The sequence below is a fragment of the Pseudomonas sp. HOU2 genome (assembly GCF_040729435.1).
Taxonomy (GTDB): Bacteria; Pseudomonadota; Gammaproteobacteria; order Pseudomonadales; family Pseudomonadaceae; genus Aquipseudomonas.
In genome coordinates, this window is the sequence record NZ_CP160398.1 from 1,186,176 (window position 1) to 1,210,532 (window position 24,357).

Genomic DNA, 24,357 nt, shown 5'->3' on the forward strand with positions numbered 1-24,357 from the left:
TTTTCTGGGGCCGCTGCGCGCCCCAGCGGGAGCAAGCTCCCTCGCCACAGGTTCAGCCTCGATTTTGTTCAATCGTCATGCAACATCCCGGAGCTGTACTGGTTCAAGCTGCTACCAATACTGTTGCCACCAAACTTCAGGGTCGTTGCATTTGTGCGCCCCTCAGGCGACTGACAATCCGAGGAAAAACAACTGGTGGTGGTCAGCCCACCGGCGCCCGAACAGGCACTCAACACCGAGACAGCTGCGGCGATCAACAGCACTTTGACGACATTGGTGCGCATGGTGCGGCTCCCCTTGGGATGATCTTGTGCAAGCATCCTAGGCCTTCGCTGCACTCGGGAAGATGAAATTTTGCCGATCGACAGCACGGGTTCAGGTTCGCCTCAAATCGGCTGCCACGCCTCCAGCGGAATCTGCGCCATCGCCTCAAACGCCGGTTTGGCAAACCAGAAACCCTGCATCAGATAAATCCCGCAATCGGCGAGAAAATCCCGCTCCTCGGGGTGCTCAATGCCCTCGGCAATCACCTCGATCCCCAGTTCGGTACACATGCCCACCACGCCCCGCACAATCGCCTGACGCACACGGTCGCGGTGGATATCGCGGATCAGCGCCATGTCCAGTTTGATCAGATCCGGCTGAAAGTCCGCCAGCAGATTCAACCCGGAATACCCCGCGCCGAAGTCATCAATGGCCGTCTTGAAACCAAACTCGCGATACTCGCGCAGGATGTTCATCAAGTGCTTATTGCTTTCAACGTGCTCGCCCTCGACCGCTTCGAAGATCAACCGATCGAGCGGGAAAGCATGCGCGCGCGCCGCCTCCAGCGTGCTGCGAATGCACAGGTCCGGGCGATAAACGGCGTTCGGCAGGAAGTTGATCGAAAGAAACCCGGTGAGCCCCAACTGCGCGGCCGTGGAGATCGCCCGCACGCGGCACAGTTGATCGAAGCGATAGCGGTTCTGGTCATCGACCTGCTGCAGAACCGACAGTGCACCTTCGCCCTGCACGCCCCGGACCAGCGCCTCGTGGGCGAAGGTCGATTGATCACGCACATCGACAATCGGCTGGAAAGCGAAGGAGAACGCCATATCGGCCTCGCCTTTTTGCCGGCATCCTTGGCACCCCCCGCTGGGCTGGGGGAAAATTGGTGTATTGGTCATGACGCCCCCTGAGAGCGGGTTGCAACCATCCATGGCCCAGAAAAAAATCACTGCACGGACCGGGTGGCGCCGCTTGGCGGCCCCCGCTTATACAGGCTGACCGGTCAATTCCGGCCAAGTTCATTGCGAAATGCCATCAGGTGCGGAAATGCGCCGTCATGCGTTGCAGGTCCTGCCCCAGCGATGCGAGTTCAATGGTCGCGGCAGCGCTTTCTTCGCTGGCGACGGCCGACTGATCGGCCACATCGCGCACACTGACGATGCTGCGATTGATCTCATCGGCCACCGCACTTTGCTGCTCGGCGGCGGCGGAAATCTGCAGGCTCATTTGCTGGATCGTGCCGATCGAATGGTTGATCTCGGTGATCGCCTGCTCGGCTTTCTGCGCCAGCACCACGGTGTCCAGCGTGCGCTCGCGGCTGGATGTCATCAGCGTAGATGCCGCTTGCGTGCCCTGCTGCAAGGTGACAATCAGCGCTTCGATTTCCTTGGTTGAATCCTGGGTGCGCTGTGCCAGCGACCGCACTTCATCGGCAACCACCGCGAAACCACGGCCCTGCTCCCCCGCCCGCGCCGCTTCAATCGCTGCGTTCAGCGCCAGCAAGTTGGTCTGCTCGGCGACAGCCTTGATCACATCGATGACCTTGCCGATCTGCTCACTGTCCTGGGACAGCACGTTCATCGCCGCACCCAGGTCTTCGATCGCCACCGACAGTTCGCTGATCTGCACGGTCGCCTGCTTGACCACCGCACTGCCGTGTCGTGCCTGCTGATCGGCCAGTGTCGCGGCGGCGGATGCGTCGGTGGTGTTGCGCGCCACCTCCTGCACCGTCGAGGCCATTTCGTGCATCGCCGTAGCGACCTGGTCCACCTCGACTTTCTGCTGACGCACACCGGCGCTGGTCTGCTCGCTCATCGCCGAGAGCTTCTCGGCCGATGTCGAAATATGTGTCACGCCGTTACCAATCCCCTGCACCAACGTGTTGAGACTTTGCGCCATGTCCTGCATCGCGTTTTGCAGATCGCCCAACTCATCCTTGCGGCTGGATTTGGCTTGCACGGTCAGATCGCCCTTGGCAATCCGTCGCGCCAGCTCCACCGTCAGCGCCAGCGGCCCGGTGATCTGCCGCGAGATCAGCACCGCAGCCAACAGACCGACCACCAGCGCCAGCACGGTCAGCACCGCAATCTGTATAAAAGCACGCTGTTGATCGTCCCGCGCCAGACGCTGCTGAGTGTCCATCAGGCCAGTCATGATGCTGTCCATCGCCTGGCTCTGCTGATCCACCTGCTGACGCAGGCTCTGCTTCTGCTCGAACAGCGCGGCGACCTGCACCAGCACCTCGCGATAACGGCGCATCCCGGCCTGCGCCTCTTCAAGCTGACTCGACAGGGCCGCCGGCAAACCGCTGCGCGCCTTGCTCATGTCGGCCAGAAACGCATCGGTGGTATCCAGCAGCACCTGCTTGTTGGCCTCGCTCGGCACCGCGATATAACGCCGCAACATCAGACGAAACATCGTCATGCCATTGCGCAGATCCGCCACCGTGCGCAAGTCCGCCACCCGCGCGCTGTCGGCAGACGCCAACGCACTGGCCGTGGTGCTCTCGAACATCCCGTTGAAGGTTTCAGCGTACTTGTCCGACATCGCCCCCAACGGTTTCAGCGCAGCGCTGGTCGCCTTATCCGCCTCGACCAAACGCTTGACCTGCTGATCGTAAGCCAGCGTGGTGTCCTGCAACTGCTTCAAGGCCTGCTGGTTTTCCGCCCGCGTCAGGGTCTGCAACGCCTTGGCGATCAGCCCCTGCAACACCGTCAGCTGCGACTGATAAGCCTCGGCATAAGCGACATCCGCCGCCGCTTCATACTGCTTCTCCGACAGACGCATGTCCTGCGTCGCATTGTTGAGCGTGCCGATCAGGCGCGTGGTGTTCAGGCGATCCACCAGCACATTACTGCTGCTATAGCCAATGAAGGCCACCGCCCCCACCGCCAGCAAAAGAACGCCAAACCCGGCCCCCAACTTTCGGGAAACCTTGATGTTGCCCAGGAAATTCGATGCTTCTGCCATGTTCAGCCTCTAACGCCCTGACGCGATTCAGCGTCAGGCACAAAAAGTAGATCTCTGATAACCGGAGTTACCACTCATTCGGGGTCGTCGTCCTGGGCGAAATACGGGCCGCTTCCACTGACCCGGCTGCAACAACCTGACGCGAAAAGCCGTACCAACGGCCCACGCACCAGCGGACAAATCCAGGACTGACGCTGGATTTATCGTTTCAGCAAAGGTGTTGGAACGGATGCTATAAATTTTGGGAAAAGTTGTACAACTTTATATTTTTGTATAATCGTTGAACTTTTTTGAACGCATGATGACGCATTGCCATCATTTTTTGTGGCACATCGATATTGCTGCGGAAACAGTCTGAAAACCGCTATTTTGGACGGTTGTTTTGCGCATCGACAGAACGCCCTCCGCGACCACGACCTTGCCGCTCGCCACGGAGGGCAGCGATCTACGCCTTGAGCTCGACGTTATCCAACGCCTGATTCACCGCCAACTCCCCCAACATCACCACCTGCGCGATGCCCAGCAGCGTCTTGCGGTGGGAGACATCCAGCAATGCGGCGAAATCGTTGAGCATGGTCGTGGCGGAACCCAGGGATTCACTGGCGTTGGCGAGCAAGGATTCGGTGTCGTAGGCCGGGTTGGCGAGAAACATCGGTCTGCATTGATCACCACTGGCCATGATCTGGCTGGCCGGGGTGAGGTAGTGATCGAGGGCGCGCTCGGCGGCTTCGTGGAGTTTGCGGGAATCGAGGGATTCGTAGGGGGATGCGGGGTTGGATTCGGGTGGGTTGGGCGTTACTTTGAACATAGATGGAACCTCTAGCGCGAATACTAAAAGGAGCCATCACCCTCGCAACCAAACGATAGGTGGCGGCCATACGCGGGTTGGTAGACCGGTCGCCCACGAATGAGCCCCACGCATGACCACCATGAAATCTGAGTCATGAGAAAGGACTGCAGACGATGACGCCGTGAGTTCAGAAAGGAAGCAGGCTACCCAACTCGATCATTAGCCTGCAGAGATTTAGGGACGATAAAGCCCACGAGCAAAACGCAAAAACCGACGGAATTTTTTAAGGCGTAGGGAGCAGCTACTACTAGGTGGTGTAGCTTTTGGATAATACTGCAAAGACCGCTCAAACATGATTTCCCATTCAAACCAAAACGAGAAAACAGCTTCACCTCTAAGTCATACATGCACAAGAAACTTATAACTCTATGCACATAGAAAAAGCACAGATAAATTATTCCCAATCATCAAAGAACAGCTCAATTAATCAAAAGGGGTCAGGCGACCCCTATCTCTCATGCTGACAATGCATGAATTGACTGAACTAGTGGAAGCGGATAATCGGCAGCACCATTACTTACTTGGCGTATCCAAGCTTCCGACAACGCCGAGGAAATATTAACCTCACCGACATTATTAAATAGATTTGCATCATAACGCGCAACATCGTCGTCCGAAGAGGCGCCCACCTTATACAAACAGGCCGCAAAAAGTCTTTGTAAAATCAAAACAGCCGTATGTCCTCTGCAAAGCCGACTGCAAACTTCATCCCCAGACATCTCAGCAACACTTAGAAACTCATCAAACGCATCCCAGAACCTTAAACAAAACTTATCAAGCTTCGCCTTTCTATTAAAACTAATAGCCGAATCAATAAAATTAATATCTTGCCAAAACACCTGACTTGCGGGGTAATTTGCGCAACTTAACTCTTTCGCAGCCAAAGTAAGAGCCGCTATCTTCTTGATTGCATCAGGCAGCACTTCGCAAAATAACGCGACCGCAAGCGTTTTATATCCAGACGTAGATAAATATCGAAATCCCTCCCCTAACATTGAAGAGCTCAAAAAATAGTTCTCTATTGAGTGACCCAATGTCCAAGAAAGATTTCCGTCTGACTCATGGCTATTTATTTTATCAACAACAATCGAGCCAAAATCAAAATTCCTAAATTCTCTATCGCACAAGAAAAACAGCTTGCGATGATGAGGACTATGTTTGCAATGGCTATGTACTTTTTCTATCTTAGCGCGATTATTATTTTTTGTAATTGCACAATCACCGATAATTTCAATAGCAGAATCAACCTTCAACCTTACCTTAGGGTATAGTTGATGAAGTAAATTTTGCACATGCCCCCGGTCATCTTTCCCTTCAACAAGTATGCGGATTTTACTACTCATCCTCGACATTGCGACATATTTTGGAATATTGTATTTGAGCTCCATTCAAATCAACTCCTCATCTTCATCGCCAACAACAGCCCTAGGTCCAAGTCTTTCAGTGTAGATCGGTTCAACTTCAATCATGAACTGACCGTAATCGGCGGCTATTGACGGAGAGTGCGTACAGACAATAATTTGACGCGCGCCGAGTTGCCCCATCATTTTGCTAAGCAATTCCTCTTGCCAATCAATATGAAGAGAAAGCTCAGGCTCATCAATCAGCACTAGAGAGTCAGAACTCATCTTAGTTACAGCGTACAACATAGTAAGTAACTGTCTTTCGCCTGAAGACATTACCTTAACGCTACTCCATGTACCATCAGGAAATTTAAGCCCAACTTTAGGTATGCGCCGATGAGAATCAGGCTCGTACTTTAATTCCTTTTGATCTAAAAAAGCATTAACCGCATCAAAATATTTATTTATTTTTGCAAAGATATCTGACTGAAATTGTTGCCGCTCCAACAGAGCATCGCGATAAACAGTGAGCGCGCCTGCCGCAGAACTGGCTAATTTTTGGGACTCTCTGCTGCTACCGATTAAACGTTGTAATTCAGCATAAGCATAAGACGGACCTTGAAAGTCGTTCATTACACTAATTGCACTAGCATTAGTGAGCTCAGAAATTTCCTCGAGCAAACTCTCAGCCACTCCCGCATCGCCCTCTGCGCCACTCAAAATCGCGGAAAAAACCCGAACAAATGATTGAGAAAAGATTGAGCTTTCATATCGACCAATCTTCAACTGAGCATCGCGAATTTCTTCACGAAGATTGTGTTCGATATCTAATGGAGAAGGATAGTTAATCGCTGGTAAAAAACGGCCAAATAGATTTCGCGCAAAAGATGTAACCCTGCCGCCACTTGGTCGACCATAGACTCTCCTTTGCTCTTCTTCCTGAGAGGACCAAGCTTCGAGCATTGTGCGAAAAGCAGGGAAATACGAGGACTTAATTTTTGGGAGTTCATTCACTTCAATAAAGTGCTTCTGCCTCATCATTACATCAGAGACAAAATCCCGCCGAAGCCTATCATCCTCTAGATTATTAAGCGTTTCCAACGCTTCTACTTTTGTAAATTTGAACTCAAAAGGAGAGCGAGAGGTCACACTGTAAAACGCTCCTTCATCGTTACCTTGAATTATCTGAACAAAATTCCCATCAGAATATGTTACTCGGATCAACTCAAAGTCCAAATATATAAACCTTAGAAAGTCGTGATTTGCAATATTCGCTAGAATATGAATCAATGTTGATTTGCCAGTACCATTCTGGCCATGCAACACATTAAGAGTCTCATGGAAGTTTATATTTAAATTGTAACGCTGATGTATGCCTTCTAGTAAGACACTCTTTATGCACACCGGATCCATGGCTTTTCTCTGAAGAGATTTGAAACACAAAGCTATCAATATGCCATCAACATGTCTAGAAAATTGGTTCTCCCAGCCATCGAAAATGATTCAGTTGTCCGTCCCCCCTCAATCCGCCTGGTTTCAGGATCCGAATACGCTGCGATGCACCCCTCACGCCAACCAGACATTTAATCCTGATAAACTCCCCCACCTCCCAGCCCCACCCAATCCAGAACCGCCAATGTCCCCTATCTCCGCCACACCCGCCCCACTCTCCCGCCGCTTCTCCGTCGCCCCGATGATGGACTGGACCGACCGCCATTGCCGTTTCTTCCTACGCCTCCTGTCGAAGAACGCCCTGCTCTACACCGAAATGGTCACCACCGGTGCGTTGCTCAACGGCGATCACGAACGTTTCCTCCGTCACAACGAAGCCGAGCACCCGCTGGCGCTGCAATTGGGCGGTAGTGTTCCGCTGGATCTGGCCGCTTGCGCGCGCATGGCCCAGGAGCATGGTTACGACGAGGTGAATCTGAATGTGGGCTGCCCGAGTGATCGGGTGCAGAACAATATGATCGGTGCGTGCCTGATGGGGCATCCGCAGTTGGTGGCGGATTGTGTGAAGGCGATGCGCGATGCGGTGTCGATTCCGGTGACGGTGAAGCATCGGATCGGGATCAATGGGCGGGACAGTTACGCCGAGTTGTGTGATTTCGTCGGGACGGTGCGGGATGCCGGGTGTACCAGTTTTACCGTGCATGCGCGGATTGCGATTCTGGAGGGCTTGTCGCCGAAGGAGAATCGTGACATTCCGCCGTTGCGCTACGACGTGGCGGCTCAGTTGAAGGCGGATTTTCCGGAGCTGGAGATTGTGTTGAACGGCGGGATCAAGACGATGGAGGCCTGCCATGAGCATTTGCAGACCTTTGACGGTGTGATGCTCGGGCGTGAGGCTTATCACAATCCGTATTTGCTGGCAGAGGTCGATCAGCAGTTGTTCGGCAGCAGCGCGCCGGTGATCAGCCGTGCCGAGGCGCTGGCGCAGTTGCGGCCTTATATTGCCGAGCATTTGCAGGCGGGCGGTGCGATGCACCACATCACCCGGCATGTGCTGGGGCTGGGTACCGGGTTCCCGGGGGCGCGTAAATTCCGCCAGTTGTTGTCGGTGGATATTCACAAGGCCAAGGATCCGCTGGCGTTGCTGGATCAGGCTGGCGAGTTGCTGCAAGGGCGTTGATGCCCTCCCTCCGTAAAACGTGCCAGGCGGGTTGATCCGCCTGGCGTGCGCATCACCCCGCCGCCGCTTCCGTCCAGTTCACCCAGCCAAACACCCATGTCGCCAGAATCAACAAGCCAAACGCGATCCGATACCAGGCGAACGCGGCGTAACTGTGGTTGGCGATGAATTTGAGCAGGCCGCGTACGGCGATCATGGCGAAGATGAAGGCGATGACGAAACCGAGGGCGAACACTGGCAGGTCGCTGGCCTGGAACAGGTCGCGGTATTTGTAGCCGGAGTAAACCGCAGCGCCGACCATGGTCGGCATGGCGAGGAAAAACGAGAACTCTGTGGCGGCTTTCCGGGACAAGCCGAACAATAAACCGCCGATGATGGTCGAGCCCGAGCGCGACGTGCCGGGAATCATTGCCAGGCATTGCACGAAACCGATCTTCAACGCGTCTGACCAGCGCATGTCGTCGACGTGATCGACGCTCACCACATGGTTGCGCTGTTCGGCCCACAACATGACGATGCCCCCCACCACCAAGGCCATGGCCACAGTGATCGGGTTAAACAGGTATTGGTGGATTTTGTCAGCGAACAGTACGCCGAGGATCACCGCCGGAAGGAACGCGATCAGCAGGTTGAGGGTGAAACGTTGCGCATTGCGCTGGGTGGGCAGGCCTTTGACGATGTCGAAGATCTTCGGGCGAAACTCCCAGACCACGGCCAGGATCGCGCCCAGCTGAATAATGATGTTGAACGCCATCGCGCGTTCGCCGCCGAAGTGCAGCAGGTCGGCGACGATGATCTGGTGGCCGGTACTGGAGATCGGCAAGAACTCGGTCAGGCCCTCTACCGCGCCCAATATCAACACCTGGATAAAGGTCCAGAAATCCATTAATCCTCCGTCAGAGCGCTCTTGATGAGCGACCGGTCAACTGCATTCAGGAATTGAGTAACTGAAGTTAAACAATCGGTATAACGCGACACCCATTGCCTGATCAGGCGACGGAGAATATGTCTTATCAAAAGACACACTCAAGCCATGTTAATAATCGTCCGCCTACGAACCACTCGGAAAATATTTAGGCATTTAGATAGGAAAAAGTTCGACCAGCCAATAAAGTGTGATCAAGCTCACACTATCCCGCGATCGTGGACAGTGGCAATTGGACATGAATAAAGCCATCGCCATAGATTCAAAATAGTGGCACAATTCCACATTGCCACCATCTAACGACTAGTTCACGCTCTCGAGAAAATCAACTAAAAGCTTGAAATGCTTAATTATTGTTAGAAAACTCGGGAGCCACGTCTAAAAATCGCGTGAATGTTACCAATTGTCAGTCACAGATGAGAACCGGTGCTTTAACATCCCGATGTCAGCACCTAATTCGAGTCAAAGCATGATGCTCTCAGGGAACTTGGCGACTAGAAGTCCGCGCCCGACAAACGACGTACCCGGTGTTCTTACTCTGGGTCGTACCCGTGGCGTGGCTGAACATTTCAGGGCGCTGATCGCAAAGCACGTACGCACTGATATGGCACTCGAGGCCGGTTCGTACACTAGTTCCTATAACAATGAACTTTCTGGTTCGTATCGAGCCATCTTCATCGTTATCGACAGTCCGCAAGCGCTGGAAGACAATCTTGCGTTGATCGAGAACCTGCGTAACGAAAACTTGAAGCCGATCATTTGCGCGGTCATTACCGGTCGCGGCGCCTTCAACAAGATCAAGTACTTCCTGGCCGGTGCCGACTTCTGTATCAAGCTCAATACCCTTTCCGACGAGGGCGACGAGTTGCTCGGTGAGTTCTTCAATAGCGAAGAATGGCAGCGGGATATCAATCTGACGCTCGACCCGACGCGCATCTGCCTGCAGGGCGGCCCCCACCAGAAACTCGACATCTCGTTCGCCGAAATGAAGATTCTGGAAGCCTTTGCGCAGACCAGCAATCACATTCTCAGCCATGATGAAATCGCCGGCATCATGGGGCTCAATACCAATTTCTACGACCCGAGGGCGCTGGAAAAATCCATCAGCCGCTTGCGTGGAAAAATCAAGGACATGTATGGTACCAACGCGATTCAGAGCATCCGCGGCTACGGCTATCGCCTGATGCGGGGTCTGATATCGACTGCCTGACTCTCGGGCAGCCATTCTCTTTGCATAATCACGAAGGATCGTCATATGCAACCATACAGCTCAAGTTGTACTTCAAATCTACTAATAATCAAGCCATTGAATGAGCGCGGCTACACCGAACCATAACAATAAACTTAACAACATAGCAGCAGAACGAGTGGAACTTATCGAGGGCCATTTTGGGCCCAGACCCTGCCTGTCGATTACTTCCGAGGAAGTCATTGCTCGCCTGCCGATTTACCTTTTCGCCCATTTTGGTGCACATTTTAGGAGAGAGACATGGAAACTAGTACAACCCTCCCAAGAAAATATTTTGTCGTCGTGACCAACAGTACAACGTCGCAGCGTGAACTTGAGAGCATTCTGTCCAGCGAGCGCTTCAATTCGTTTGGCACGTCTCAGGCACAAATGTTTATTGAAGGTGCTACTTCGCCCTCTTCCGCTCCCATGCTGATGGAGTTCACTTACCCAAGGGGCACCCGGAAAAACGTTGCCCGCACGATTGAACACGACACCCAGCGCATATTGGCCACCCTCGAATCGGAATGGCTCGCAGCACAATCGGCCAATCCGTTTCAAAGTGCAGAGAGCGACAACCGCACTGCCGCCATCGAAGACGCCGCCACTTGCAACGAAACCTGGCATCTGGACAACGATCAAGGCGCACTGGTCAAGGAAGGCGTCGAGATCAGCCTTACCGGACTGGAAACCGCGCTGGTGCGCAAAATGCTCCATCACGAAGAACGCGTGGTCAGTCGAGATGACCTGATCCTCAGCATCGGCCGCGAGCCGGAGCAATATCGTGGCCTGGAAATGTGCCTGAGTCGCCTGCAGGACAAGTTCAAAAACGCGAGTAATGGTGAGCGATTATTCCGTGCCGTAAGAAACCGCGGTTATTGCCTCATTCAGGATATCGTTGCGTAAATACCGCCGATATCCGCGAACAAGACAAACAGATACAGTGCGATTACAAAAACAACAAGAGCACTCTGTTTGGTTTCACCTCTCCTGGTAAATTCAAGCTCCCTGCCTCCACCCCTCCTACAGTAACAAACACAACATAATTTATTCACCCCCTGCTCTGCGACCTTTTCTAACACCCTTGTATTTGATTATTAAAAAGTTGGCACTGTGCCATCTTGTTAGAACTCGTCAGACACCCTCTCCGGCAATAACTTAGTCTATTGATTGACGACAGTTCGGCCTATCGACGTTGTTACCTCAGGACACTCGTCCAATAACAACAACAAGCCTATCTAGCAACTCGGACTTCAACTGTCGAAACCTGAATGGACGTATTTCTGGGGATATCTCATGGAACTTTCTCTACGGATCAATCGAAATAACGGCCTCAAGGGACTTACCTTCTGGGGCCAATGGGCATTGGCGCAGGCTTTCATTGTTGCGTTGTTATTCATACTGGCTGAACGGCACACAGGCACCGTCGAGTTCTATTACCGCATGTGCGCGACACTGGCGGTATTGGCCTCGGTGCCGGCGTATACGTTCAGCGGCGTATATCGCAAGCAGGACAATTACCTGACAGGGCTGGGACGTCTGTTCATGGGCTGGTCGATGACCATGGTCGCGCTGGCCGGCATCGCGTTCGTGTGCAAGGCCGACGAGGTGTTCTCCCGCGAGGTGACGCTGAGCTGGGCGGTCTACGGCTTCCTCGGCCAGGCATTGATGTACGCGCCGCTGCATGCCTTTTCCAAGTATTACCAGCGTTCCCGCACCAGCGCGCAGAAGACCCTGATCGTCGGCACTGGCGAGCTGGCTCTGGGTCTGGCGAAGAAGATCAGCCAGGTGGAAAACCTGCCGCTGGTAGGTTTGGTCAGCAACGGCGCGACACCACAACTGAATGCGGATGCACCGCGTGTGGTCGGTGATCAGGAAGATTTGCTGGAGCTGATCAAGGACCATGACATCCGCCGTTTGTACATCACCCTGCCGCTGGCCGAGGCTGCGAAAATCGAAGCGATGTACGTCGATTTGCTCGGCGCCAACGTCGATGTGGTCTGGGTGCCGGACTTGAACAGTCTGACCCTGCTCAACCATTCGGTGAAGGTGGTGGACGGTTTGCCGGCGATCTGCCTCAACGAAAGTCCGCTGACCAGCCGCCCTACCGCTGCGCTGAGCAAGAGTCTGGTGGAAAAAGGCGTGGCGCTGCTGGCGATCATCCTGTTGAGTCCGGTGCTGCTGTTCATTGCATTGGCGGTGAAGATCAACTCGCCGGGCCCGGTGTTCTTCAAGCAGGATCGCCACGGCTGGAACGGCAAGGTGATTCAGGTCTGGAAATTCCGCTCGATGCGTGTGCACGATGATCGTGAAGTGATTCAGGCCAGCCGTAATGATTCGCGTATTACCGCGGTCGGGCGCTTCATCCGTCGCACCTCGCTGGATGAATTGCCGCAATTGTTCAACGTGCTGCAGGGGCAGATGGCCCTGGTCGGTCCGCGCCCACACGCGGTGGCGCACAACCACTACTACTCGGGGAAAATCCTCGCGTACATGGCTCGCCACCGAATCAAACCGGGGATCACCGGGCTGGCGCAAATCAGCGGCTGCCGTGGCGAGACCGACACCATCGACAAGATGCAGCGGCGGGTGGAGATGGACCTGCATTACATCAACAACTGGTCGTTGTGGCTGGATCTGAAGATCCTGGTGAAGACGCCGTTTACGTTGTTGTCGAAAGATATTTATTGATGGGCAGGTGACAAGCCAGGCGATACCGCAAGGGGACGAAAGTCCCCTTTTTTGTGGGCGGGATTTGGGCAGAGGGTCAGGCTGTTGCGAGGGTGGCAGTGCCGCCGCCTTCGCGGGCAATCCCGCTCCCACAGGGTCCGGCGGCGTTCACTCAAATCGGGCACACCACAAAATCATTGTGGGAGCTTGCCTGCAAGCGATAGCGGTGGGTCAGGCAGCACAGATGTTGAATGGGCCGACGCCTTCGCGAGCAAGCTCGCTCCCACAGGGATTGAGGTGTGGATCAAGATATTTGCTTCACCCTCGAACCACTGTGGGAGCGTGGCTTGCTCGCGAAAGCGGTGGGTCAGGCAGCGCAGATGTTGAATGGGCCGACGCCTTCGCGAGCAAGCTCGCTCCCACAGGGATTGGGGTGTGGATCAAGATATTTGCTTCACCCTCGAACCACTGTGGGAGCGTGGCTTGCCCGCGAAAGCGGTGGGTCAGGCAGCGCAGATGTTGAATGTGCCGACGCCTTCGCGAGCAAGCTCGCTCCCACAGGGATTGAGGTGTGGATCAAGATATTTGCTTCACCCTCGAACCACTGTGAGAGTGTGGCTTGCCCGCGAAAGCGGTGGGTCAGGCAGCACAGATGTTGAATGGGCCGACGCCTTCGCGAGCAAGCTCGCTCCCACAGGGATGGGGTGTGGATCAAGATATTTGCTTCACCCTCGAACCACTGTGAGAGTGTGGCTTGCCCGCGAAAGCGGTGGGTCAGGCAGCGCAGATGTTGAATGTGCCGACGCCTTCGCGAGCAAGCTCGCTCCCACAGGGATTGGGGTGTGGATCAAGATATTTGCTTCACCCTCGAACCACTGTGAGAGTGTGGCTTGCCCGCGAAAGCGGTGGGTCAGGCAGCGCAGATGTTGAATGTGCCGACGCCTTCGCGAGCAAGCTCGCTCCCACAGGGATGGGGTTTGGGTCGGGATGTGTGGCCTCACCGCAGGGCCATTGTAGGAGTGAGCCTGCTCGCGATTGCGGTGGGTCTGGCGACATGGATGTCAACTGGGCTGACGCTATCGCGAGCAGGCTCACTCCTACAGGGAGAGGGATGTGGGGTGGCTCGGGGTTTACTCGGTAATCTTCGAGAAGTTGCGATAGAACATGTCACCCTCGCGGCTATCGGTCATCGAGTGCAGCTGGAAGCTGCGATTGAGCCTGGCGCCGCCATCACGGGTCAGCGGGGCCCAGACCAGGTTGGCGCGGCGCATGGTCGACATGCTCATCATTTCGTCGAACGGGATCGACAGGTAGATGCCTTTGTCAAAACTACCCTCCCCGTACTCGGCGCTGCCGGCGGTAGTGATCGTGGCCCAGGCGCCGAAACGCACGCCATTGAAGAACTCGCGGGAGATGTCGAGTGTGCCGCCCCAGTCGCCGGCCAGATAACGACCAACACTGACCGCCGCCAACGTGTCATACGGCAAATCGGTGTAGCCGGTGATATGCCCGGTCCAGATCGAGTAATCGCGCAAACCGAAACCCTGGTCGAACTCGCGCTGACGCACGTAGTTCAGATCCGCCCCCACCGACCAGCGCTCACCGGTCGGACGGAACAGCACCTCACCGCCGACGCCGGCAAACATCGACTCCAGATAGCCGCCGTAGACCATGCCATACAGGTCCTTGTCCAACTGCTCGGCGTGGCTGACCTGGAACAACGGCATGGTCACTTCCGAGGTGGTCAGGTACTGACGCAAATCGGTGCGCACCCGCGGCAGGCCGCTCGGTGCATCGTAGGTGAACTTGTCGAAGTTGTTCACCAGGTTGGCACTGAGCAGGCCGTTCCACCAGGTGTTGCGGTTGAAGCGGTACTCGGCATCCGCGTCGGCACTGAACTGATAGAGCAAACCATCCGGGCCGCCAACGTTCTGCTTGAAGCCGAGGCCGACGCCGTAATTGAAGTGCTGCGGCGCTTCGCTGTAGAGGGTTTTCTCGTTGTGCGGCATCGCCGGGTTGATCTCGGTGGTGCGGTGCAACGACTCCAGCGGCTCCTCGTTGTTGATCACTTCGCGGAAGGTCTGACGCGGCACGCTGGTCTCCTCCAGCGGCAGGTCGTAGCGCTTGTTGACCACGGTGAACCAGTTGATGTCGTCGTTCACGCTGTTGTCGAGGATCCGGCTCGCGCGGCCGACAGCCTTGGACGAATGGAAGTAACGCTGCTGCTCGCCGTAGACGATCAGCTCGGAATCACGCTGACTGATGCGCTCGACCTTGTACCCGGCATTCTGCTGCAGGCGTTGCGACACGTCGGCCCAGTTGACCTGTTCCATCGGCGTGGTCGGCATCTTCGCCGGCAGCGGTTCCGGCGTCGGGTCGTAGGTCTTGGCCGGTGCCTTGCGGCTGACAAAATTGGTGTGGAAGGTGATGCCGAACATCGCCGTGTTGCCCCGCTCCCACGCCGCGCTGACGTCCACCGAATCGGCCACCTTGAACACCGCGCCGAAGTTGATCGGCGAGTCTTGCTTGATCACGTTGTCCTTCGGCTCGTGCTTGTAGTCGTTGCCTTCGTATTCGAGTTTCAGGCTGAGTCGATCCCACGGCGTCTGATAGCTCACACCACCGAAGAACGACGGTCGGCCGCGAAAGTACGAGCCGGAGTTGACGTCACCGGTACCCTCAAGGGCCGGTCGGGTGTCGAAGCGATCACTGACGTAGCCCAGCGGGTTGTCGAGATCACCGCGATTACCCAGATAACCCCAGGCAATACCGGCGCTGAAATCGAAATTGTCGAAGCGTTTGTTGGCGACGAAAAATTCACTGGAGAACAAGCCCGTACCACCGATGTCTCGAAAGCCCAGCGCGACTTCCGGCGCCCAGTGGCTTTCCTGCCACAGCCGGACTTTGGCGTCGACCGCCTTGTCCTTGTAGCTCTGGCTGCCACTCAGCGCCTCGGAGCCGTATGGCCGGTTGGTGATCGCGGTGTAGCGGAACGAACCTTCGAGCCAATCCAGTGGCTGCAACGACACGCTGTAGCGGCTGTAAGGCTCGGTGCGGTTGGCGTTGACGCTCAGTTCGCCGGCCGGGGCCATGCGCGCGGTCGGGGTCTGCAACAGACCGGTGCCGCCGAAATCATTTTGGGTAATACGCGGCTCGGCATGCACCAGACCGCACGGCAATAACAACACAGCTGCAAAACGTAACTTCAACGAACCACCTCAGCCAGCTGCGTGGCAATCAATTCGGCCAACTGCTGATTCAGTTCAGGAACAGGCGGATCCAGATCATCGTTTTTCACCGGCACCAGAATCTTGCTGCCGGCCACCGGGAACTGCCCGCTCTCGCGATTCCAGTGCGCGATACCCACGCGCCGCACCGCACCATTGGGCTGGATCAGCCAAAGGTAATCGGCCTCGGCATCGTCCAGCGGCGTACAGCTTTCCAGGTACTCACGCGCTTCCAGCAAGGGCTGATAAGGCAGATGGCAGGTCTCGGCAACCGCGCCCAGCACTTGCACCTCGTCGACCCGCTTCGGATAGATCAGGCGATCGCCATCGTCGAGACGAATGTTGCGTGCGAAACCGACTTCCACCGCGACCGGATCGAGGTCCGCGACCTGGCGCCCGGTGACCGGCATCTGCCGCACCTGCTCGGCCAGGCGCAGCGCCAGCGCCGCGCGACTCGGGCGGTCAAACAACGAGGCCATGCGCTGCAACACATCGAGATCGAACAACACCCCGGCCTTGAGCCGCGCCTGCTGTTCCAGCAACGACTGGCGCAACAACTCGCCGGCCAGCCAGTAACCTTCGGCATTCGGTACGGCCACGCTGATCACGTCGAGCAAGCGCCCGCCCGGCGGCAATTCCACCGGCCCCGGGTTGGCGACATCGCCGCTGACCGTGACCGCTGCCTGACCGATGCCACTGAGCAACAGCAAACCTGCCGATAACATCCGTAAGCGCTTCACGGCAGATGCCTGCGATCAGGGGTCAGTTGCACGATGCGCACGCGCAGTTGCGTGGTCAGTTGCTGCTCGCTCTGCAGGATGAAACCATCCAGCGGATCGACCCAGTAATGGTTGGTCGCGCGCAGGCCGATCGCCGGGACGTCGATACGTTCGTCGACACGCAGCACGGTGTATTCCTTGTCGAGAATTTGCAGGGTTTGCGTGGATCGGCGGGAGAACCGGCTGTTGACGATCAAGCCGACTTCCTGGCCCTTGTACAGGTCGATCCAGCGCTGACTGGTGAAGCCATCAGCGACTTGATGCAGGCCGCGCTTGAATGGCGCGTCGTCGGCCAGCCGCGTACCGTCCAGGTCGCCCTCGACACCGAGGCCGATGGTGCGCACGGCGAGGCCATCGCGCAGCAGCAACACCTGTTTGCCGGAGGCGACCCAGAACTGCAGGTCTTCACGCTCGCGCACCAGCGCCAGCACCCCGGAGCCGGACGGTGTGGTCAGTTTGACTTGCGGATACTTGACCTCGGCCACCTGCGCCGCACTCACGTCCAGCTCGTCCGGGCCGATCACCGCCGACTTGAGGTTGCGTACCGAAGCGGTCATCAGCGGGTTACAGCCACACAACATCAAGGCCGCCATCAGGCAGACGCCAACTTTCAAGGTTTTCACGGTCGGCCTTATTTGCTGTTGTTGCTGAATTCGCTCCAGTTCTTCGCAGCGGAAGCCCCGGTCCCGACAATCGATGCCGACGGCACCAGTTGGCTGATGAAGCGGTTCCAGCGCGTGACGTTGGCCGGGCCGACGTACACCACATCCTGGGGACGCACTTCAAAGTGCGAAGCGAGTGCCATTGAGGTCGGCGACTGAGCTTCCAGTTGATAGATTTTCGCCGGCTCGACATCGAGGTTTTCCACCCCGCGAATCACGTATACCGCGTTGCCGTTGGAGGTGGTCTGGCTCAAGCCGCCGACCGAACCGAGCACGTCGGAGAGGTTCATCGTCGCGGTCTTGAAACTCAGCGCACGGGGCTGATTGACTTCGCCCATGACGTAGATGCGCTTGTTGTCGTTGTACGGCAGATACAGCTGATCGCCGCCCTTGAGGAAGACGTGCTGCAACTCGGAATCCTGCTGGTTCAGCGAGTCGAGATTGAGCGGATACACCCGGCCATTGCGAGTCAGCAACAAGCCCGACAGGTCGGCGTTGTTGGTGTCGATGCCGGCAGTACCGAGGGCCTCGACCACGCTCAACGGGTTGGTGGAAATCGGCTGTGGTCCGGCCTTGGCGACGGCGCCGGAAACCACCACTTTCTGACTGGCGAAACGCAGCACCGCGACATCCACTTGCGGCTCGGCGATGAACGCCGACAGCCGGGTTTCGATGTCCGAGCGCAATTGTTGAATAGTCTTGCCGGCGGCCTGCACTTCCTTGATGAACGGGTAGTACAGCGTGCCATCGGAGCGCACCAGTCGACCGTTGGCGTCGATCTGCTGTTGTGCCCCCGATGGCGCGGTCAGCTCCGGGTGATCCCAGACCGTGATGTACAGCACATCGTTGCTGCCAATGCGGTATTCCGCCGGTGTTGCCAACAGTTCCGCCGGCACCGTTTCACGCTTTTGTGTGGCGCGAGTCATCGAGATCAGCTTGGGCGTGATCGGAATCAGCTCGACCCGACTGCTTTCGCTGGCGCCCTGGCGCGTGATGTCGCCGGTGCTCAGGTATTGGCCGGGGGAGAACATGCAACCTTGCAAAGCGATACTTGCCAACAGCAAAAGAGAAAAACTACGAGTCATAATGGCACTACGCTATTCAAGGGCGAATCTAAAAATAAAGTCACCCGACTTGCGTCGGGCGACCCTGTACTGCACTAACAAATGTTCCTGTTAGTTGTGCGTGCCGGTGGTGCCGGTAGTACCGGTGGTGCCAGTGGTACCGCCGTTGGCACTTCCGCCGCTGTTGGACGCCGCGACTGCACTGGCAACCATTGCAGTACTGGCAGCAGGCGCTGTAGAAGCCGCCACACTGCCAGATACATTGGTCACCGCAGTTAGCGGCGCTTCAGCAGCGGACGCCCAGTTGCTCAACATCGTCAACAGGGCAATCGCCATCACTTTTTTCATATCAACTCCTTTCTAACATTCGACCTGTTAAAAACCGGTCTTTGTTAGCGGTGGTAGCGTTCAAGCCCGCAAAAAGCGCGAACAAGATCCGTCGTTCTTTCACAGTCTTACCCAACTGATAAAAGTCGAACGGCAGGTTTATATCTACGGACTTGCAAAAGGCATTTCCAGCGTATTTTCCCGACGATATCTAACAGCTGACCGAAACTAACATTCAGTATTAGAACGACATCATTCGAGATAACCGCGCGGATGATTCGATTGCCAGCGCCAGGTATCGGTGACCATGTCCTGCAAACTGCGCGTGGCTTTCCAGCCAAGCTCTTTTGCGGCTTTGGAAGCGTCGGCCCAGCTCTCGGCAATGTCCCCGCTGCGCCGCGGCATCACCCGGTACGGCACGGGTCGTCCGCTGGCTTGTTCGAAGGCATGCAGCACTTGCATCACGCTGTAGCCGTCGCCGGTACCGAGGTTCCAGGTATGAATACCCGGGCGGTCGGCAATCGATTGCAGAGCTTTGAGATGGCCATCGGCGAGGTCGACGACGTGGATGTAATCGCGTACCCCGGTGCCGTCGATCGTCGGGTAATCGTCGCCGAAGATCGACAACTCCTGCAGGCTGCCGACCGCAACCTGGCTGATGTAAGGCAACAGGTTGTTGGGGATGCCGCTGGGGTCTTCGCCCATATGCCCGCTGTGATGCGCACCGATCGGGTTGAAGTAACGCAGCAAGGCGATGCTCCAGCGTGGCTCGGCCTGACTCAGGTCGCGCAGCACGTTCTCGACGATCAGCTTGGACTGACCATAAGGGTTAGTCGGAATGCCGGTGGGGAAATCCTCGCGGATCGGCATCTGCTCAGGTTCGCCGTACACCGTGGCCGACGAGCTGAACACCAATCGGAACACCCCGGCTGCGGCCATCGCTTGACACAGCGTGATACTGCCGCCGACGTTGTTCTCGTAATAATCCAGCGGCTTGCGCACGCTCTCGCCGACGGCTTTGAGCCCGGCAAAATGCAGCACCGCGTCGATCGCATGCTCGCGGAAGATCCGGTCGAGCAACGCCCGGTCGCAGACATCGCCGCGAATCATCAACGCGCTTTTGCCGCAGATACCCTCTATCGCGTGCAATGCCGCATCGCTGCTGTTGCAAAGATTATCCAGTACAACAACTTCATAACCTGCTTCAAGCAGCGCAAGTGTGGTGTGCGAGCCGATATAGCCGGCGCCACCCGTTACCAGAATCTTCATAGCGCGGTCCGTCATTGGATAAGTGACAAGTAGCCTGTCAAGTCCCTTTCATTGAATCTGTGGCGCACCACACAAATAAGGACGACAACAGCCTTAAACAAAATTAGTTCAACCGCTGGCAATAAATATTTTTGCAGGTCAAACTGTATTGCCCGGTACTTATTAGCACCCCAAGTACACTCATCACTATCAACAGATACCGACTAAAAATAACTAATAACGTTATTACCGACATCTCATAACATTGTCATGTTTTACCCTCTGCGCTAATTGCCATTAACAACCTGACTCAGGTATTAAAGTACTCGTTCAATAATCATTGAAATTTGTGCGCCTTGATAAGTGCGCGCATCCGTTGCCTGTGTTCCATGACTGTCCAGGATACTTTTATGATTCGTAAATGTTTGTTCCCCGCTGCCGGTTACGGCACGCGTTTCTTGCCGGCGACCAAAGCCATGCCGAAAGAAATGCTGCCGATCGTCAACAAGCCGTTGATCGAATACGCCGTTGAAGAAGCACGGGACGCCGGCCTGCAACACATGGCCATCGTCACCGGTCGGGGCAAGCGTGCGCTGGAAGACCATTTCGATATCAGCTACGAACTCGAACACCAGATCCGCGGCACCGAGAAAGAAAAATTCCTCGCCGGCACCCGCGAGCTGATCGACACCTGCACCTTCTCCTATACCCGTCAGGTGGAAATGAAGGGTCTGGGTCACGCGATTCTCAGCGGTCGTCCGTTGATCGGCGATGAACCCTTTGCCGTGGTGCTGGCCGATGACCTGTGCCTGAACCTGGAAGGTGACGGCGTGCTGTCGCAGATGATTCAGCTGTACAAGAAATTCCGCTGCTCGATCGTCGCCATCCAGGAAGTCCCGGCCGACCAGACCCACAAGTACGGGGTGATCGCCGGCGAGTTGATTTCCGACGGCATCTACCGGGTCAACAACATGGTGGAAAAACCGGCGCCGCAGGACGCGCCGTCGAACCTGGCGATCATCGGCCGCTACATCCTGACGCCGGACATCTTCGACCTGATCGCCGATACCCAACCGGGCAAGGGTGGCGAGATCCAGATCACCGACGCGCTGATGAAACAGGCGCAGAACGGTTGCGTGCTGGCCTACAAGTTCAAGGGCCTGCGCTTCGACTGCGGCGACGCCGAGGGTTACCTGCAGGCGACCAATTTCTGCTACGACAACGTCTACCTCAAGGGCCGCTGAGACGGCCCCGCCCACTTCTCTTTTCAGGAGGCAACCGATGAACATGGCACAGCATGCAGCAGAGATTGAACGGGAGGTGGGCAACCTCGGGGTGGTCAGCTGGCTGTCACGCCATCAGCCGTTGCCCAGCGCCAACGAGTCGTGGCTGGGCAGCATTCTGCTGGTGGAGCGCATCGGCATGTTTCCGGCGTCCGGCGACATTCGCCGAGCGCTGGCGGATCCCTATCCCCTGCTCGCCCATCTGAAACAACGCTATGCCGAACAGGCACTGGAAATGGACGACCGCGATGGCCTGAAAGTGATCTTCAGCGACTGGCGCTTCCGCGTACGCCTGTGCTGCAACGAGCCGGCGATCATCATCAATGTCGAGACCCGGTGTGCCACGCAACTGATGCCGCAGAAGACTGCCGAGCTCCTGAGCCAGATCGAACAATTCGAATAGCACACTGCCCCCTGTAGGAGCTGCCGAAGGCTGCGATCTTTTGATTTTAAGAGCAAGATCAAAAGATCGCAGCGTGCCGCAGCTCCTACAGGGGTTTTGTGGTGTCGCAACTGGTTGTGTTGATGCCACTGACGATCCAGCGATAGAAGTAATCGGCAATCACCTTCCCGCCCGTGGCCGGCTGCGGATGAATCTTGTCCGGACCGATCATCGCCGCCGCATAGCGTTTGACGTCAGGGCCGAACGCGCATTGCAGATTGGCAAAGCCCAGCTGCTGCTCATGCGCCCACGGCTGCAGCACCTGCGCATACGCCGACATCGGATAGGCGCTGGAACGCGTGGTGTCCTGACGCATGATCAGGTTGATGCTCGCCGCCGGTTGGATCTCGCGGATCATCGCCACCAGGCCCTGAACGTTGTGCAGGTACTGCTCGGGTTTGACCCCGAAGCCCTGATCGTTGCCGCCGAGCATGATCAGGTAAACGTCGGCGGGGATCTTCGACACGGCGGCTTTCCATTGCACCTGCCATTGCGGATCCTGGTGATAAAAGTCAGCGGAGGCCGCTCCGGAGGCCGCCAGTTTCGAAACCCGCACGCCGTTCTGGTCGTTACTCAGCCACAGGCCGAACAAGGTCGGCGCGCCCTTCACCACTTCCAGTTTGAACGACCATTCTGCCGCTGAAGAGAGACCTGAAAGCGGTACTTCCTGAACGCCCGAACCCTTGAGCGTCAATGGCTGCCAGTCTTCCGAGGGTGTCCACCGGTAGCGCAGCTCACTGGCTTCGCCGTTGCCCAGGTAGAGCAATTTCGCCTGGGTGACTTGGGTGTCGATGGCCGGTGTCGGGCTGGCATCGATTTGCAACCAGGCACCGGGCGTGCCGGTCACCGTGCGGCTGTCGGGGCTGGCCTGGCCGAGACCGGACACCTGCCAGCCACCGTCGAAGTATTTTTCGCTGCTGCGGGTGTATTTGAAATGCGTGCCCCCCAGCGCCGCGCCGTGGTTGAAACCGACGTAACCGGGACCGGCAAAACCAACTTCGCCGGCCACGCGCTGTACCAGTTTGTTCAGGTAGAAATCCTGCCCGGCGCTGTAGCTGTCGCCGATCACCGAGACCGACAAGACCTTCCCGGCCTTGCCTTCGCGCCACTGCGCAAAGCGCTCGCGGGCATCGCCCACCTCCACCACCGACGCTGCGACCGGCTGAGCGTCATTGACTGCCAACATGCATTATTTCCTTCAGTCTGGAATGGCCCCTTCGCGAGCAGAGGTTGAGGTCATCCGCTAAATCCTTGTACACCCAAATCCTGTGGGAACTGGCTTGCCAGCGATGCGGTGGGTCAGGCGAATAAGCTTCATCTGATCGGTCCCCATCGCTGGCAAGCCAGCTCCCACAGGGATGATGTGAGTTCCGGAGATCCTTGCTCGCGAAGCTTTTCAGCTTCTGGCCGGCACCACTGGCGTAACGCTCGCCACCGGTTTTTTCTTCGGCGCACGCTCCCCGAGAAACAGCACCGAAGTGACATTGAAGCGACTGAAAATCATCGACAGCACCACCGGCCCCAACAGACCGAACAGCAGTCCACTGAGCACCAGAATGCTTTCGTCTTTCACCCCCAGCCGCCCCATGACAAACCGCGAAGTCGCCGCGAACAACACATGGAACAGAAAGATCGCGTAAGAGTAGCCGCCCAGCCAGGTCAGCCACTTCGAACGCATGTCACTCGACAGCAGAGCAATGCAGGACACACAGCCCACGGTCAGACCGATCAGGCTGCGGCGGTCGACGATCAACTCACGATCAATCGCCGCCACGTACAGCAGCGTCAACGAAATCAACACAAACACCGGCGGCCCGATCACCTTGAACCGTTGCTTCAACGCCTCGACATTTTCCTGACCGATCATCCCCGCCACAAAAAACGGCAGCAGGTAAATCGCCCCATTGATGCCGAACGCATCGAGCTTGAACGGCGGCAACAGAAACACTGCCGCGGCGAAGGCGAACAGCAGATACAAACGCGTCATCGAGCGCAGCATCCCGCGCCATTCCAGCAGGCCGACGAACATGAAAATGATGAACACCGCCTGCAGGAACCAGAAGTGGTTGACCGGCACCCAGAACGACAGCAACGCATCGATCACGCCGACGTCCTTGTTCACCCCCGGCCCCACCGCCTGCAACACCGAGAACGGCACGCCGACGCAAAACAGCGGCACGATCAGCCGTCGCACCTTGCCGCTGAAGAATGCGGAAAAGTCATTGCCGCGAATTTTGTAGATCGAATAGATGTAGCCGGAAATGAAGGTGAACAGCGGCATGCGCACATACACCATCGAGTCGGCGATCACCCGGAACGGCGAGCCGATATCGATCTTCAAGCCCCCGCCCAACGGGCCGATGACGTGATAGAGCACCAGCAGCAGGCACGCCAGACCCCGCAGGGTTTCGATCTCCAGCGATTTTTTCTTGCTCGACAT

Annotated in this window: 21 protein-coding genes; 6 read left to right on the forward strand and 15 right to left on the reverse strand. The window is 56.5% G+C overall.

What is annotated here, in order from left to right; all coding sequences use genetic code 11:
* Window positions 1-68: 68 nt before the first annotated feature.
* The 6 genes from ABV589_RS05270 to ABV589_RS05295 form a co-directional block, all read right to left on the reverse strand.
* The gene (locus tag ABV589_RS05270) at window positions 69-284 is read right to left on the reverse strand and encodes a hypothetical protein (RefSeq protein ID WP_150369173.1); all 216 of its coding nucleotides are present in this window, start codon (window positions 282-284) and stop codon (window positions 69-71) included.
* 102 nt (window positions 285-386) lie between these two features.
* A complete protein-coding gene (locus ABV589_RS05275) occupies window positions 387-1,094 on the reverse strand; it encodes an EAL domain-containing protein (protein ID WP_256578444.1) in 708 nt (235 codons plus the stop codon).
* A gap of 208 nt (window positions 1,095-1,302) precedes the next feature.
* A complete protein-coding gene (locus ABV589_RS05280) occupies window positions 1,303-3,237 on the reverse strand; it encodes a methyl-accepting chemotaxis protein (protein WP_367085167.1) in 1,935 nt (644 codons plus the stop codon).
* A gap of 445 nt (window positions 3,238-3,682) precedes the next feature.
* On the reverse strand, window positions 3,683-4,045 hold the full coding sequence (locus ABV589_RS05285) for a hypothetical protein (protein ID WP_367085168.1): 363 nt from the start codon (window positions 4,043-4,045) through the stop codon (window positions 3,683-3,685).
* Between the two features lie 497 nt (window positions 4,046-4,542).
* Window positions 4,543-5,475 (reverse strand): DUF4435 domain-containing protein, encoded by a 933-nt coding sequence (locus tag ABV589_RS05290; protein WP_367085169.1) that lies wholly within the window; start codon window positions 5,473-5,475, stop codon window positions 4,543-4,545.
* Entirely contained in the window at window positions 5,476-6,843 is a 1,368-nt protein-coding gene (locus ABV589_RS05295) for an AAA family ATPase (RefSeq protein WP_367085170.1), read from the reverse strand.
* A 223-nt stretch (window positions 6,844-7,066) separates the two neighbouring features.
* On the opposite strand from ABV589_RS05295, the gene dusA reads away from it, so the two are divergent.
* Window positions 7,067-8,062: a tRNA dihydrouridine(20/20a) synthase DusA gene (dusA, locus tag ABV589_RS05300; RefSeq protein WP_103520640.1), complete on the forward strand. Its 996-nt coding sequence runs from the start codon at window positions 7,067-7,069 to the stop codon at window positions 8,060-8,062.
* 52 nt (window positions 8,063-8,114) lie between these two features.
* Here dusA and ABV589_RS05305 read toward each other — a convergent pair whose 3' ends face one another.
* Window positions 8,115-8,948 (reverse strand): undecaprenyl-diphosphate phosphatase, encoded by an 834-nt coding sequence (locus ABV589_RS05305; RefSeq protein ID WP_367085171.1) that lies wholly within the window; start codon window positions 8,946-8,948, stop codon window positions 8,115-8,117.
* Window positions 8,949-9,456: 508 nt separating this feature from the next.
* Between ABV589_RS05305 and ABV589_RS05310 the strand changes: the two genes are divergently transcribed.
* The 3 genes from ABV589_RS05310 (at window position 9,457) to ABV589_RS05320 (ending at window position 12,906) form a co-directional block, all read left to right on the forward strand.
* Window positions 9,457-10,197, forward strand: a complete 741-nt coding sequence (locus ABV589_RS05310) for a winged helix-turn-helix domain-containing protein (protein WP_007969589.1) — start codon at window positions 9,457-9,459, stop codon at window positions 10,195-10,197.
* A gap of 279 nt (window positions 10,198-10,476) precedes the next feature.
* A complete protein-coding gene (locus ABV589_RS05315; protein WP_367085172.1) occupies window positions 10,477-11,121 on the forward strand; it encodes a helix-turn-helix domain-containing protein in 645 nt (214 codons plus the stop codon).
* Between the two features lie 390 nt (window positions 11,122-11,511).
* Entirely contained in the window at window positions 11,512-12,906 is a 1,395-nt protein-coding gene (locus ABV589_RS05320) for an undecaprenyl-phosphate glucose phosphotransferase (RefSeq protein ID WP_367085173.1), read from the forward strand.
* A 1,109-nt stretch (window positions 12,907-14,015) separates the two neighbouring features.
* Here ABV589_RS05320 and ABV589_RS05325 read toward each other — a convergent pair.
* The 6 genes from ABV589_RS05325 to galE all read right to left on the reverse strand — a co-directional run bounded on the left by ABV589_RS05325 (window position 14,016) and on the right by galE (window position 20,213).
* A complete protein-coding gene (locus ABV589_RS05325; protein ID WP_367085174.1) occupies window positions 14,016-16,094 on the reverse strand; it encodes a YjbH domain-containing protein in 2,079 nt (692 codons plus the stop codon).
* Entirely contained in the window at window positions 16,091-16,852 is a 762-nt protein-coding gene (locus ABV589_RS05330) for a capsule biosynthesis GfcC family protein (protein ID WP_367085175.1), read from the reverse strand. Before ABV589_RS05330 ends, ABV589_RS05325 begins: the two co-directional genes overlap by 4 nt.
* Window positions 16,849-17,514 carry a YjbF family lipoprotein gene (locus ABV589_RS05335; protein ID WP_247269289.1) on the reverse strand — a complete coding sequence of 222 codons (666 nt, stop codon included), beginning with the start codon at window positions 17,512-17,514 and terminating at the stop codon, window positions 16,849-16,851. Before ABV589_RS05335 ends, ABV589_RS05330 begins: the two co-directional genes overlap by 4 nt.
* Before the next feature lie 8 nt (window positions 17,515-17,522).
* Window positions 17,523-18,584 carry a polysaccharide biosynthesis/export family protein gene (locus tag ABV589_RS05340; protein ID WP_232966796.1) on the reverse strand — a complete coding sequence of 354 codons (1,062 nt, stop codon included), beginning with the start codon at window positions 18,582-18,584 and terminating at the stop codon, window positions 17,523-17,525.
* Window positions 18,585-18,728: 144 nt separating this feature from the next.
* A complete protein-coding gene (locus ABV589_RS05345; protein ID WP_003226528.1) occupies window positions 18,729-18,965 on the reverse strand; it encodes a hypothetical protein in 237 nt (78 codons plus the stop codon).
* 231 nt (window positions 18,966-19,196) lie between these two features.
* The gene (gene galE, locus ABV589_RS05350; protein WP_210559161.1) at window positions 19,197-20,213 is read right to left on the reverse strand and encodes a UDP-glucose 4-epimerase GalE; all 1,017 of its coding nucleotides are present in this window, start codon (window positions 20,211-20,213) and stop codon (window positions 19,197-19,199) included.
* 389 nt (window positions 20,214-20,602) lie between these two features.
* Here galE and galU point away from each other — a divergent pair, with 389 nt between their 5' ends.
* Together galU and ABV589_RS05360 are read left to right on the forward strand one after the other, a co-directional pair.
* Window positions 20,603-21,436, forward strand: coding sequence for a UTP--glucose-1-phosphate uridylyltransferase GalU (gene galU / locus ABV589_RS05355; RefSeq protein ID WP_047600100.1), 834 nt, complete (start codon window positions 20,603-20,605; stop codon window positions 21,434-21,436).
* 37 nt (window positions 21,437-21,473) lie between these two features.
* Window positions 21,474-21,878 (forward strand): mannose-1-phosphate guanylyltransferase, encoded by a 405-nt coding sequence (locus ABV589_RS05360; RefSeq protein ID WP_367085176.1) that lies wholly within the window; start codon window positions 21,474-21,476, stop codon window positions 21,876-21,878.
* Between the two features lie 85 nt (window positions 21,879-21,963).
* On the opposite strand, the gene ABV589_RS05365 is transcribed toward ABV589_RS05360, so the two are convergent.
* Both ABV589_RS05365 and ABV589_RS05370 read right to left on the reverse strand, forming a co-directional pair.
* Window positions 21,964-23,103, reverse strand: a complete 1,140-nt coding sequence (locus ABV589_RS05365) for a GDSL-type esterase/lipase family protein (RefSeq protein WP_367085177.1) — start codon at window positions 23,101-23,103, stop codon at window positions 21,964-21,966.
* Window positions 23,104-23,313: 210 nt separating this feature from the next.
* A complete protein-coding gene (locus tag ABV589_RS05370; protein ID WP_367085178.1) occupies window positions 23,314-24,357 on the reverse strand; it encodes an acyltransferase in 1,044 nt (347 codons plus the stop codon).

Excerpts from the sequence above, each read along its gene's own strand:
- ABV589_RS05295 (WP_367085170.1), bottom strand. The coding sequence starts at position 6,843 with ATGGATCCGGTGTGCATAAAGAGTGTCTTACTAGAAGGCATACATCAG.
- ABV589_RS05320 (WP_367085173.1), top strand. The coding sequence starts at position 11,512 with ATGGAACTTTCTCTACGGATCAATCGAAATAACGGCCTCAAGGGACTT.
- ABV589_RS05340 (WP_232966796.1), bottom strand. The coding sequence starts at position 18,584 with ATGTTCTCCCCCGGCCAATACCTGAGCACCGGCGACATCACGCGCCAG.
- galU (WP_047600100.1), top strand. The coding sequence starts at position 20,603 with ATGATTCGTAAATGTTTGTTCCCCGCTGCCGGTTACGGCACGCGTTTC.
- ABV589_RS05310 (WP_007969589.1), top strand. The coding sequence starts at position 9,457 with ATGATGCTCTCAGGGAACTTGGCGACTAGAAGTCCGCGCCCGACAAAC.
- ABV589_RS05345 (WP_003226528.1), bottom strand. The coding sequence starts at position 18,965 with ATGAAAAAAGTGATGGCGATTGCCCTGTTGACGATGTTGAGCAACTGG.
- ABV589_RS05365 (WP_367085177.1), bottom strand. The coding sequence starts at position 23,103 with ATGTTGGCAGTCAATGACGCTCAGCCGGTCGCAGCGTCGGTGGTGGAG.
- ABV589_RS05275 (WP_256578444.1), bottom strand. The coding sequence starts at position 1,094 with ATGGCGTTCTCCTTCGCTTTCCAGCCGATTGTCGATGTGCGTGATCAA.
- ABV589_RS05370 (WP_367085178.1), bottom strand. The coding sequence starts at position 24,357 with ATGTCGAGCAAGAAAAAATCGCTGGAGATCGAAACCCTGCGGGGTCTG.
- ABV589_RS05290 (WP_367085169.1), bottom strand. The coding sequence starts at position 5,475 with ATGGAGCTCAAATACAATATTCCAAAATATGTCGCAATGTCGAGGATG.
- ABV589_RS05360 (WP_367085176.1), top strand. The coding sequence starts at position 21,474 with ATGAACATGGCACAGCATGCAGCAGAGATTGAACGGGAGGTGGGCAAC.
- dusA (WP_103520640.1), top strand. The coding sequence starts at position 7,067 with ATGTCCCCTATCTCCGCCACACCCGCCCCACTCTCCCGCCGCTTCTCC.
- galE (WP_210559161.1), bottom strand. The coding sequence starts at position 20,213 with ATGAAGATTCTGGTAACGGGTGGCGCCGGCTATATCGGCTCGCACACC.
- ABV589_RS05280 (WP_367085167.1), bottom strand. The coding sequence starts at position 3,237 with ATGGCAGAAGCATCGAATTTCCTGGGCAACATCAAGGTTTCCCGAAAG.
- ABV589_RS05270 (WP_150369173.1), bottom strand. The coding sequence starts at position 284 with ATGCGCACCAATGTCGTCAAAGTGCTGTTGATCGCCGCAGCTGTCTCG.
- ABV589_RS05305 (WP_367085171.1), bottom strand. The coding sequence starts at position 8,948 with ATGGATTTCTGGACCTTTATCCAGGTGTTGATATTGGGCGCGGTAGAG.
- ABV589_RS05315 (WP_367085172.1), top strand. The coding sequence starts at position 10,477 with ATGGAAACTAGTACAACCCTCCCAAGAAAATATTTTGTCGTCGTGACC.
- ABV589_RS05285 (WP_367085168.1), bottom strand. The coding sequence starts at position 4,045 with ATGTTCAAAGTAACGCCCAACCCACCCGAATCCAACCCCGCATCCCCC.